Source organism: Metabacillus sp. 84 (assembly GCF_050107715.1).
In the GTDB taxonomy this organism is placed as follows: domain Bacteria; phylum Bacillota; class Bacilli; order Bacillales; family Bacillaceae; genus Metabacillus_B.
Window position 1 is genome coordinate 37,736 of the sequence record NZ_JBNILN010000016.1, and the last position, 11,923, is coordinate 49,658.

Sequence of the window (11,923 nt, forward strand, 5' to 3'; positions counted from 1 at the left end):
AAAAGATTCTGACTTTTAGGACCCCTTTTCTTTTTATTTATATTTTTTCGGCCTTAGAGGACAGCAGCCCCAGCTGCTGAACCGCGTATTGGATACCATTGTCATCCACAGGTCTGGTTATATAATCTGCAATTTCTTTCAGTTTCGGATTGGCATTGCCCATGGCTACGCCGGTACCTGCATATTTAATCATCTCTAAGTCGTTTAATTCGTCCCCAAATGCATAAATGTCTTCGCGGTCAAATTTTAGACGCTCAACAAGTTTTTTTATTCCTTCTGCTTTGGAACCGCCCGTTGGCAAAATATCAGTAGCCAATTCATGCCAGCGTATAAAATTCAAATCCTTATATTTTTTATATGGCTCCTCTTCCCCTGTTTTGCAGAAAAGCAGGGTCTGATAAATCTCAGCTTCATTAAAAAAAGAAGGGTTCACTTCCGGATGCGGGAATTTAAGAGAGCCCATGCTTTCCTCTATATACGGGTGATTACTCTCTGAAGCCATCATGGTTTCATGATTCATAAATACGAGAGGATGTTTTGTCTCTTCAGAAAATTCCAGCACTTTTTCCAGGGTTTCAGTTTTCAGGGGGTTCTTGTAAATAACTTCGCCTTCAAACACGACGTATTGGCCGTTAAACGATACAAAGGAATAGATTCCAAGTTCTTCACGAAGGTCTTTAAACATAAATGGAGCCCGCCCTGTTGCAATGGCTACATGATGTCCTGCTTCGCGCAAGTCATCTAAAGTCTGCCTGGTGGACGCTGGAACTTTCTTATCGTGGTCAAGCAGTGTTCCGTCAATATCAAAAAAAACTACTTTTTCTTTCATCATCAGACTCTCCTTTTCACGATGACTTTTGCTAAGTCCATATCAGATATACTATAACAAAGTTTGAATGGCCGGCAAAACATTTATTTCCCTGCAAAGTGGGGGCAAACGGCAATTTCCACGATTACCCATGAAATTATCAGCGGATTTTTCATATAATAGAAGTAATAAAGAAAAATGCACCGGAATAAAGCGTTTTGGACAAGTTTCCTTCAAAGGAGGGTTTGCTGTGCTCAGAAGATTGAGAAATAAACTTAAGGACCAATGGAAACATTTGCTTCGAAAAAAGTCAATCGCTTAGGGGTCAGACTCATTGAGAGGGTCGGCCCCCTTTTCTTACGGGGAGTTATCGAATATAATGTTAGAAGGCAATCTAACAAACGGTATCTAAGGAGAGATTTGGCAAATGATTTACAAAGTATATTTTCAAGAATCTGCACTTGAGGTGCCTGTACGGGAAAAGACACAAACCCTCTATGCAGAAGCAGACTCTGAACGGGATGTCCGGCTAAAGCTTAAAGACCGGAATTACAATATTGAGTTTGTGGAACTTGTTAAAAATTCTTATCTTCAATATGAAGAGAAGAGTGAAAATTATAAAGTATTGGAGCTATGATCAATGAAATTCGTAAAAAATGACCAGGTGGCCGTTTTTGCCCTCGGAGGTTTGGGTGAAATCGGAAAGAACACGTACGGTGTTCAATTTCAGGATGAAATCATTCTGATCGATGCAGGAATCAAATTCCCGGAAGAGGAACTTCTCGGAATTGACTATGTAATTCCTGACTACACATATTTAGTTAAGAACGAAGACAAAATTAAAGGGCTTTTCATTACGCACGGACATGAAGACCATATTGGCGGAATTCCTTATTTGCTTCGTCAGGTGAACATTCCGATTTATGGCGGTAAGCTTGCACTGGGCCTTATCAAGAACAAACTTGAGGAGCACGGACTGCTCAGATCAGCAAAGCTTCATGAAATTCAGGAAGAGGACATCATAAAATTCAGAAAGACGTCCGTTACCTTCTTCAGAACAACACACAGTATTCCAGATTCTTACGGGGTTGTCGTAAAAACTCCTCCCGGCAGCATCGTACATACTGGAGATTTCAAGTTCGACTTTACTCCCGTTGGAGAACCTGCGAACTTAACCAAGATGGCTGAGATCGGAAAAGACGGCGTTCTATGTCTGCTTTCTGATAGCACAAACAGTGAAGTGCCTCATTTCACTATGTCTGAACGCAAGGTCGGAGACAGCATTAACGAGATTTTCAGAAAAATTGACGGCCGTCTTATTTTCGCCACCTTCGCTTCCAATATTCACAGACTGCAGCAGGTGGTGGAAGCAGCTGTCATCAACAACCGTAAAGTAGCTGTTTTTGGCAGAAGCATGGAAGCCGCAATTTCAATCGGACAAGACCTGGGGTACATCCAATGTCCAAAGGATACGTTTATTGAACCGAATGCAATTAACCGGATGCCAGCTAACCGGGTCGTTATTCTGTGTACCGGAAGCCAGGGGGAACCGATGGCGGCCCTTTCAAGAATCGCCAACGGCACACACAGGCAAATTCAGATTATTCAGGGTGATACCGTCGTATTTTCTTCTTCCCCGATTCCAGGAAATACAGTCAGTGTAAGCCGTACGATCAACAAGCTTTTCCGTGCAGGGGCTGAAGTCATTCATGGACCATTGAATGACATCCATACATCCGGACACGGAGGACAGGAAGAACAAAAGCTCATGCTGCGTCTGATGAAACCAAAATATTTCATGCCAATTCACGGCGAACACCGTATGCAGAAAATGCATATGAAGCATGCTACTGATTGCGGAGTACCTGCCGAAAACTGCTTTATTATGGATAACGGCGAAGTGCTTGCACTTGGTGGAAGCGAAGCCGGCGTTACCGGTAAAATCCCTTCCGGGTCCGTCTATATTGACGGAAGCGGGATTGGAGATATTGGCAACATCGTTCTGCGCGACCGCCGTATCCTCTCAGAGGAAGGGCTGGTTATCGTTGTAGTCAGCATCAACATGAAAGATTTCAAAATAGCAGCCGGCCCTGATTTGATTTCCAGAGGTTTTGTCTATATGAGAGAATCAGGAGATCTGATCAACGATGCTCAAGACTTAATCACAAAGCATTTAACAAAGATAATGGATAGAAGAACAAGCCAGTGGTCAGAAATCAAAAACGAAATCACCGACACCCTTGCTCCTTTCCTTTATGAAAAAACAAAACGCCGCCCAATGATTCTTCCGATTATCATGGAGGTATAATGAAAAGCGTCCGCTTACAATGAGCGGACGCTTTTTTTCATTTAAAGCAGAATGAAATGGATCCCATTAATAGGAGATCCATTTAAATTCATTCACTTGGAATAAGCCGTTTACCGTTAGCTTGATCTCGGGGATAACAGGCAATGCTAGGAATGACATCATAACAAATGGATTAAAGGCTTCCTTAAAGCCGATTTGCTGCAATGCCTTATGGACCTGCGCCATATTTTCAATAACTTCTTCATACCGGCGGCAGGACATTAGTCCGCCGACAGGCAAGGGCAGCGATGCCAGGATTGAACCATCTTCGTCAGCAACAGCCATCCCCCCGTTCATTTCCTGGAGACGAACGATGGCTTCATAAATCGCGTCATCATTCGTGCCCAAAGCCATAATGTTATGTGAATCATGCGAAATTGATGCAGCAATAGCCCCGCGCTTCAGCCTAAACCCCTTTACGATCCCTGTTCCGGTTTTTCCATCAGCTCGATAACGGTCGGCGCAGACAAGCTTTAAATGATCAAGCCCGGTATCTGGAATAAAGATTCGATTTTGACTATTCGTTTTTTCCATATCCATTATAGTTACAAGTTCATTCGGAATAATACGAATGATGGGCACATTCCTCTCAGGCTGGATTTCCAGATTCAAATTCTTTTTGGAAAACCTGTCCATCTTCACTGTGTTAAGCAATTCCTCTTCCATTTTAGTTTGGACCGGCCAGTCCTTTGCAGTGATTTTTCCATCTGCAGCTATCTCTTTTCCAAGTCTGTACACGGCTCTCACCTGGAGGTTTTCCACGTCATCTGTTAGAATAAAATCCGCTTCATAGCCCGGAGCAATGGCCCCTTTTTTTGAAAGCCCATAGCATTCCGCCGCATTAAGTGAAGCCATTTGGAACACGGTTAAGGGCTCGATCCCGCTTTGGATGGATAATCTGACAAGGTGATCAATGCTTCCCTCTTCCTGCAATTCATCTAAATGTTTATCATCCGTACAAAAAATAAACCGCCTTGAATTTTTTAATGTGACCGCCTTTATTACGGCAGGCAAATTCCTGGCAACGGACCCTTGCCGGATTTGCACGTACATTCCCCGGCTAATCCGGGCTATTGCCTCTTCTGCAGTAGTCACTTCATGGTCGGTTCTCACTCCGGAAGTGCGGTATAAATCAATCATTTCATGAGAAAGCCCTGCCAGATGTCCATCAATCGGCATATTGTGCCCCCTGGCCAGCGCGAGCTTATCAAGCATTTGCTTTTCTCTATGGACAAGGGATGGATAATCCATGATTTCTGCTAGCCCCAGCACACGCGGATGATCTGTAAAAGCCTTTAAATCTTCTGCGGCAAGGACCGCTCCATTTTCTTCAAAGCTCACAGCCGGAACCGATGAAGGCAGCATAATACGCACATCCAAAGGGAGATTCTCTGATTGGTCCAGCATAAACTGAATGCCCTTTCCCCCTGCCACATTGGCTATTTCATGCGGATCCGCAATGACGGTTGTGACACCATGAGGCAGAACAACTTTAGCAAATTCCGGCGGGGCTACCATGGAAGATTCAATATGAACATGCGAATCAATAAAAGAAGGGATCATATACATGCCTTCTCCATTTACCACTCGGTCAGACTTCATGCGGTTGAACCCGACAAACTCACCATTTTTAATGGCAACATCTGCCTTCATCCACTCATGGCTGAACACATCTGCAACCGTAACATTTAACATAACTAGATCAGCCGCTCCATCTCCAGCTGCTGCCTCCATTCTTGCATTCAAGTCATCTGTAAACATAAAAAAACTCCTCTCAACCATGCTGGGATTTTGAACAGAGCAGCTGATTCCCCTCCACATTTATACTGTGTGCGGCAAAGACGGAAGCTTATCAGCCTTCCCCCTAAAATAAAACAAACAAAACATAGCGGATTAGCTAAAAAGAGTCCGCGGAAACTGCTGAAGCTGAAATAATTGGAATAGAAACCCCGGACCGCTGTGAGCAACCCGGGGATTATGTTATAAACTAATAAGGTAAACTGGCCAGAACATATTGGGAGAACCTTTGAGGAAGCGGCAGGAAACACGGAACAGGCTGTGAGATCTTAATTAAGGCAGCATCCATAAATTAGCCGGTTAAACATTAAGGACTTTTCGTTCAAAGCGGTCAATGTCGGTATCGGCTCCGATAACAATTAAAATATCATTCAATTCGATTGTTTCATCAGCCTGCGGGGAAACGATAATATCTTTACTGCGTTTTATTGCGACGATGTTAATTCCATAGTTCGCACGGATATCCAGGTTGATTAGTGTATTACCCGCGAGCTTTTTATCGGCCACAATCTCAACAATACTATGCTCATCAGATAGCTCTAAATAGTCGAGTACATTGTTTGAAATAATATTGTGAGCAATCCGCCGGCCCATGTCCCGTTCAGGATGAACAATTTTATCGGCCCCTATTTTCGCCAGCACTTTTTCATGGTAATCATTCTGGGCTTTTACAGTAATATTCTTCACCCCTAGATCTTTAAGAATCAGGGTGGTGAGGATACTTGCCTGAATGTTTTCCCCAATTGCTACAATTACGTGATCGAAGTTTCGAATTCCCAGACTCTTAAGCACTGCTTCATCTGTCGTATCCCCTACGACAGCATGGGAGGCAATGTTAGCAAATTCATTTACACGGTCTTCGTCACTGTCAATAGCCATGACTTCCATGCCTTCCTCACTAAGAGCACGGCAGATGCTGCCGCCAAATCGTCCAAGACCTATAACAGCAAATTCTTTTTTCATTTGTAAGTTCCTCCAGCTTATTCGTGTGAATCTTCTAAATCAGATTTTACCATTCCTAATTATGAAATACCAATGGTGTTCATTTTTTAAGGTCTTTAAAACTGGCTGTTGATTACAGCTAACAGACGTTCGCTCTTCCACGGGTCCTGAGGTGAGCCTTCTCTTTGCTTCGCGGATCCCGCTCTGCTCTCAGTTCGGAGTTTAACGCTTCAAACAATAGACTACAACAAAGTTCTTTAATAAGAATGCTTCTTTACCGTTCCTTTCATTGGCAAGAATATAATTATTTCTCTGGAAATAATTTCTGAAAATTCTGTTTCCAAATCCCCCATATATTCTTAGCCCTTGGCAAGCAAAATCACTTCTGTAACAGTCATTGAACGGCAGCACCCTATCTTCCTTCTCTTATGGCAATACATACTCCGCACCCATAAGCTGCTTGCCAGCCAGATTTTTTCATTAATTTATACTAATGATCCTTGAAACCCTCTCCTAGTTCAGCATTTGTCACGATGGACGATTTAAGCTTGCTCTGCATGTCACCAATCCCTTTCGAACCGGCCAAAGGAAAATGGATCTCATTATCAACAAGACTGCGAAGAATCGGCTCATACTTTTTGCCTCCCAGCATGATTACCTTATCAGCTTCTTCCAGCCTCAGTCTTGCCGCTTGCTTTTTTAGCTCCAGAAGGGTTATTATATCCTGATCGTCCATGTGGAAGCCGAGATCGTAATCACCCGGAACGATGTCTTCAGGCTTCAGAAAGCCGTGTTTGGCGGATAGAATGATCCATTCTTCATAGAATTGTCTTGCATATTGCTGGCACAATTTATGGAAAATACCTGTATAGGCATAGTGCGCCTTTGCAGGACCGTGATCCGGCTGGTCCTTCCAGATTTTTCTCTTACCGCACGGAATGATACAGATCCTTCTCATCAGCATTCCTTCCTTTTTCTCTCTTCAAGCTCTTTCATGACTTCAGGAATCAGCTCACAGATATCACTTGCCATCATCGTCCGCTTTCCATACTTTTCAGTCCATAACTCAGCTGTTCTGCCATGAGCGTATACAGCGTTTGCAGCTGCTTCTTTTATACCATTATGAGTGCATAGGAATGCAAGAAGCATGCCGGTTAATGTATCACCGCTCCCCCCCTTAGCCAATGCCTGACTTCCTGAGGAATTGATGATTGCCTCCCCGTCCGGAAAAGCAAGGATGGTATACATTCCTTTTAAGATCACAATCGTGCGATTTTCTTTTGCATAATTCAAAGCTGCAGAAAGCCTTGTGCTTTGAACCTCTTTACCTGTTAACCCTGTCATTCTGCTGAATTCACCTGGGTGAGGAGTGAGGATAACAGGGTGCGGTCTCTGCGGATATTCTCTCTGATTTAAGGCACCTGCATCAAGAACAATTGGAAGTTCTTTTTGCAGCAGAGTCTGAATGGCATGTTCTATGGCGTCATTTTGTTCCAAGCCAGGCCCAATCGCAGCCGCTTTAAGGTTTTCAGGAAGTTCTCCTCCTGCCGCTTTTTCCAGGGCATCCCATTCATAAGTAGCTTCCGGAATCTGACCGGCAATTATCCCGGCTGCAGTCTCACTGGTGCCTACAATCAGTTTGCCAATTCCGCTACGTAACGCTCCCTTCGCTGCAAGGAGTGCGCTACCGGGCATATGGTCGCTTCCTGCTATGATATATCCTGTACCAAACGTTCCTTTATGTGCAGAACTATCCATTTCAGGCAAAGCTGCAGCCGCTTCTTTCTCTGTCCATAGCCTCACTTTCCCCCGCTGCGGAAGGCCTATATCTGCGATAAACGTTTTTCCGTAGTGCTTTAAGGAAGGAAGCAGGAATGCAGATGGCTTGTATCCATGCAGGCAGATGGTCATTTCTGCCTGAAAAGCTTCTTGATCTGCAATTCCCCGGTCAGCCTCCACTCCCGAAGGAATATCAATGGAAATTTTCCTTCCCTTTTGAAGGTTTAGTTTACGGATTACATCACGCACCTTCTCGTCCAAGGGGTAACGGAAACCAATGCCCAAAAGAGCATCAATCAATATATCCGCCTCTCCCTGCCCCCCGCTGAAGGAATATCCGGATGCTAAAGCGTACTTCCAATGACGGTCAGAAGGTCCTCCTTCAGCTGGCATCCCCAGCGGAAAGACAAGTTCAGTCTGATAACCATTTTGAAGCAAGTACCGGGCGAGAACAATTCCATCTCCTCCATTGTTACCCCTTCCTGCAAAAATACAGATTTTGTCGTCGTGAGATATAAAATTCGTTATCTCTCTAAATAGGGCAGCTCCGGAATTTTCCATTAGGGTGAAATCATCCATCCCTCTTTCCTCTGCTAATTTGTCAAACTGGCGAATTTCGTCTTTTGTATAGATAAACATGTCCTTAGGACCCCCTCATGATAAGATATAGTCAGATGATTGGAGTGTTTTTAGGATGAAATCAACCTTAGCTCTCGCAAAAACCTTTGTAGCATCCGTATCGGGCGGGCTGATCTTTTATTTTCTGCATTTGCCGCTCCCATGGATTTTAGGTCCGCTTTCCACTCTGCTGCTCTATAAATCCATTCGTCCAGGTACATTTTATACTCCTGGTTTTTTAAAGAATACAGCCTTTACGATCACTGGTATTTATTTTGGCGCATCCTTTACGATCGAAGCTCTTGCAGCAGCAGGCCCTTATTTTTTACCATATACCCTTTTAACCATCATTCTATTGACGTTCAGCACAGCCTCGGGATTTTTTCTTGCAAAAAAAACAGGTCTTGATCAAATCACCAGTGTATTTGCAGCGATCCCCGGCGGACTCTCTGAAATGGTGGCAGCAAGTGACTCTTTAAAAGGGAATGTCGGCATTGTATCCGTTCTTCAGACAATCAGAATTCTGTCCGTTGTATTTCTCATTCCTTTTTTCGTGACCTATGCGTTTGCTGATATAAATGCAGGAGCATTCAATTCCCCTGCTGCCTATTCTGGCGCTGATCATCCCGAAGCGTACCTGTTATGGATCATTCCTATTTTGTGCGGCTTTCTGTTTAGAAAAAGCATTCCTGCTTCCTTTATTGTTATGCCGCTGCTTGCATCTGCCTTGCTGAACATTTTTGGTATGCCCGTTCCGCAGCTTCCACATTGGCTTGTGACAGCGGCGCAGGTAATCATCGGAACTAGCATAGGCTCAAAAATGTCCATTTCCGACCTTAGAAAGGCAGGTAAAGCAGGTCCGCCTTTTTTTGCCTACACAATTTTGCTGATCTCTTTAAGCCTTGGACTCGGTTGGCTATTCTCCCACATAACAGGAGTGCCAATTGAAACCGGGCTCCTCAGTCTTGCTCCAGGGGGGCTCGTCGAAATGGTTCTGACCGCTGAGAGCATAGGCGGGGATGCTGCAGTCGTCAGCTCGCTGCAATTGATTCGGTTTTTATTCATTGTTCTTGCTGTACCTGCCTTGCTGAAGTGGTACTTTAACCGGAAAAATCTTCATAGCTAACCGGACCGCTATAGGTAAGCGGTCCGTTTTTTAGTACAGAATATGGATTATACTCCGGAAGAGATGCGGATCCATTTATTGTGAACGGCTTAGCATACTGATCAATTCTATCGGAATTCAGTAAAAAGGATAGCGCGTATTGAGTTATTTGAAAATAGATTGAAAATACACGAACAAAAAAGGTCCCTGTACAGGAACCTTTTCAACATCCTACTCTATGTTAAGCTTTTCAAGACCAAATTCTTCAAAGTACTGGTGGTATTTTTCTTCAATTTCCATAAGCCGTTCAAAACGCTGTTCAGGACTGTATGTATTGACAACCGTTTCTTCTTTCATTAAATCCCGGCGTGCCAGCAAAGCGCACAGCTTGTCCCAAAAAACTTCCTCTTCATAATCTGCAATAATATCCTCCAGTTCCTCATCAAGCTGGCGGGAAGCATAGTATTTGTCTTCAAGAGAATCATAATCAACGAGGTGCTCTACACCATATGATTTTGCAAAGGAGAGAACATAATTTTCAAGATCAAAAAACTCCTCCGCCTCATCTTCATGCTCTTCTCTTGCCCCCACCCAAGTTGAGAGGTAAAGCATTTTCAAAAGAGTGTGATATTGCTGTTTTGTAAAATTAATCTTCATAAATGGATCCTCCCTGAACCGTAATGCTTTATACCCTCATTAAAGCACAGTTGACTGTTAAAAAGAAGAGCCGCCGCTTAAATTTTCTGCCCAGATTATGGAATGGAGTGAAACGTTACACTCGCTTCCTTTACCAGGGCATATCAGTGCCAAACATCTCAGCCATTTTTTCAAACTCCTGTTTTCTGTTTCTTCTCGCCTGTGCTCTTGCTTTGGCTGTTTCATTCAACTGCTTTTCCATTTCTGTTTGCGGCACCACCTGCGGAACGGGTGTCGGTTTATTGTTCGCATCCACTGCGACGAATGTCAAAAAGCTTAAAGCGCAAACGTTTCGGTCTCCTGAAAGCATATCCTCGGCTACCACTTTTACAAATATCTCCATGGATGTTCTCCCGGTATAGGTCACAAAAGCTTCTAAACAAACAGAATGACCAACCATAATGGGATGCAAAAAATCAACTGAGTCCGTTGATGCTGTAACAACAAGCGTTCTTGAATGTCTGGTAGCCGCTATAGCCGCAACATCATCAATGTAAGCCATCAGTCTTCCGCCGAAAAGTGTACCATGATTATTTGTATCAGGCGGCAAAACCATTGATGTTTTGACTACGAAGGATTCCTTGCAGGACTTTGTTGGAGTTGTCATTTCTGTATCCCCTTTCCAGAATAGTCTATCGAAATTTATTATATCACTCCGCAGTTCATTCATGCGGGCATGAGGCTTCTGCCAGAGGTTTCCCGAAGCAGGCAGGCTTCATTACTATTCTGAAAGATAAATGTTTAGTGTCTGACCGGGCATCAGTACATTAAATTTCTTATGAAGTTGAAATCTGCATACGAAATCAGATACTATTAGTAAATCGGATGACAGAATAGGAGCTGCCATGAAAAAGTGGACAATTGGAATATTACTTAATCTGCTGATTTTTGCGCTGCTGATTTTTTTCATCAGACAGCTTGGAAACATGGACAAAGAGCCCGTGAGAGTGGCGGTGTTCTGGACAGTGGCTGCTTTCCTCATTGCAGGAACCGGTCATATACTAACAAAAAGGACTTCAGAAGAGAGGCATGCTTTTTGGCTTGTTTTTCTTGCAGGGTTTGCAGCAATTGGGATTTGTATGTTTTTCATTTATTAGCTCCCAGCACGTCCATGTCCGTTTGCGGATGCAGAGTGGAACGGGCAGTAAGCTTTCGCAGACCTAAGGGATCAATCGGTATCTAAAAACAATCTGCTCTATATGCGTGAAAACGCTGCGGAAACAATGGCTTTATTCAAAATCTGTATATAACAGGCTTATCAGTCCGCAGAGTACACCCTTTATGCGGCAAAGCTGCCTCAGGTTCCAGCCGCATACATTTTTCTTATCTGCTGAACCCCGGTTCGTAAGGCCGCTGCTGCCGCGCTATATTATGGCATCAAAAAAAGCTGCCTGCATCTTTCGGACAGCTCTCATTTATTCTACTGTGATTTTTCTCCCTTTCTTTTTTGGAAAGCGGACTGTGAGAAGTCCATTACGGTACTGAGCTTTCATCTCCTGCAGCATGGCATTCCCCGGGAGATCGATCGTGCGGCTGGCTCCCTCCCATTTGGCCCCATCTTTGTTCTTCTTAGAAGGGAATAAGCTGATAGTGAGCTGGCGGAACTTTAATTCCAGATCGATTTCTTCTTTTGTCAAACCTGGCAGCTCTGCCTTAATCATGTAATGGGACATGGTTTCGGTCATCTCGGCATTAAAATACAGCTTCCCTGCCTGCCTTGTAAATAATCCATCGATCGTATCAAGCAGGGATTTAGAAGGACGCTGTTCAAAAAAATCGTTAATCATCTTCATTGGATTCTGGCTGTTCCTGTTTTTTCCTTCTTCCACGG

The 11,923-nt window shown here is 43.8% G+C and carries 12 protein-coding genes; 4 read left to right on the forward strand and 8 right to left on the reverse strand.

Translation table 11 applies throughout. The features are described 5' to 3' along the window. Window positions 1-37: 37 nt before the first annotated feature. The gene (locus ACQCV8_RS18490) at window positions 38-829 is read right to left on the reverse strand and encodes a Cof-type HAD-IIB family hydrolase (protein ID WP_426846960.1); all 792 of its coding nucleotides are present in this window, start codon (window positions 827-829) and stop codon (window positions 38-40) included. Window positions 830-1,235: 406 nt separating this feature from the next. Between ACQCV8_RS18490 and ACQCV8_RS18495 the strand changes: the two genes are divergently transcribed. Both ACQCV8_RS18495 and rnjA read left to right on the forward strand, forming a co-directional pair. Further along, window positions 1,236-1,445, forward strand: coding sequence for a DNA-dependent RNA polymerase subunit epsilon (locus ACQCV8_RS18495; protein WP_426846930.1), 210 nt, complete (start codon window positions 1,236-1,238; stop codon window positions 1,443-1,445). A gap of 3 nt (window positions 1,446-1,448) precedes the next feature. Then, window positions 1,449-3,116: a ribonuclease J1 gene (gene rnjA / locus ACQCV8_RS18500; RefSeq protein WP_426846931.1), complete on the forward strand. Its 1,668-nt coding sequence runs from the start codon at window positions 1,449-1,451 to the stop codon at window positions 3,114-3,116. A 66-nt stretch (window positions 3,117-3,182) separates the two neighbouring features. On the opposite strand, the gene ade is transcribed toward rnjA, so the two are convergent. From ade to ACQCV8_RS18520, 4 genes are all read right to left on the reverse strand, one after another. Next, window positions 3,183-4,916 (reverse strand): adenine deaminase, encoded by a 1,734-nt coding sequence (gene ade / locus ACQCV8_RS18505; protein WP_426846932.1) that lies wholly within the window; start codon window positions 4,914-4,916, stop codon window positions 3,183-3,185. Window positions 4,917-5,252: 336 nt separating this feature from the next. Further along, the gene (locus ACQCV8_RS18510; RefSeq protein ID WP_426846933.1) at window positions 5,253-5,915 is read right to left on the reverse strand and encodes a potassium channel family protein; all 663 of its coding nucleotides are present in this window, start codon (window positions 5,913-5,915) and stop codon (window positions 5,253-5,255) included. 469 nt (window positions 5,916-6,384) lie between these two features. Further along, entirely contained in the window at window positions 6,385-6,852 is a 468-nt protein-coding gene (locus tag ACQCV8_RS18515) for a DUF6884 domain-containing protein (RefSeq protein ID WP_426846934.1), read from the reverse strand. Next, entirely contained in the window at window positions 6,852-8,312 is a 1,461-nt protein-coding gene (locus tag ACQCV8_RS18520; protein ID WP_426846935.1) for an NAD(P)H-hydrate dehydratase, read from the reverse strand. Before ACQCV8_RS18520 ends, ACQCV8_RS18515 begins: the two co-directional genes overlap by 1 nt. A 55-nt stretch (window positions 8,313-8,367) precedes the next feature. Between ACQCV8_RS18520 and ACQCV8_RS18525 the strand changes: the two genes are divergently transcribed. Continuing rightward, window positions 8,368-9,417 carry an AbrB family transcriptional regulator gene (locus tag ACQCV8_RS18525; RefSeq protein WP_426846936.1) on the forward strand — a complete coding sequence of 350 codons (1,050 nt, stop codon included), beginning with the start codon at window positions 8,368-8,370 and terminating at the stop codon, window positions 9,415-9,417. 210 nt (window positions 9,418-9,627) lie between these two features. On the opposite strand, the gene ACQCV8_RS18530 is transcribed toward ACQCV8_RS18525, so the two are convergent. Then, window positions 9,628-10,053 (reverse strand): hypothetical protein, encoded by a 426-nt coding sequence (locus tag ACQCV8_RS18530; RefSeq protein ID WP_426846937.1) that lies wholly within the window; start codon window positions 10,051-10,053, stop codon window positions 9,628-9,630. A 130-nt stretch (window positions 10,054-10,183) separates the two neighbouring features. Further along, window positions 10,184-10,699: an acyl-CoA thioesterase gene (locus ACQCV8_RS18535; protein ID WP_426846938.1), complete on the reverse strand. Its 516-nt coding sequence runs from the start codon at window positions 10,697-10,699 to the stop codon at window positions 10,184-10,186. Between the two features lie 238 nt (window positions 10,700-10,937). On the opposite strand from ACQCV8_RS18535, the gene ACQCV8_RS18540 reads away from it, so the two are divergent. Then, on the forward strand, window positions 10,938-11,189 hold the full coding sequence (locus tag ACQCV8_RS18540; RefSeq protein ID WP_426846939.1) for a hypothetical protein: 252 nt from the start codon (window positions 10,938-10,940) through the stop codon (window positions 11,187-11,189). A gap of 318 nt (window positions 11,190-11,507) precedes the next feature. Here the strand turns inward: ACQCV8_RS18540 and ACQCV8_RS18545 are convergent, their stop codons facing one another. Next, window positions 11,508-11,921, reverse strand: a complete 414-nt coding sequence (locus ACQCV8_RS18545; RefSeq protein ID WP_426846940.1) for an Hsp20/alpha crystallin family protein — start codon at window positions 11,919-11,921, stop codon at window positions 11,508-11,510. Window positions 11,922-11,923: the final 2 nt, after the last annotated feature.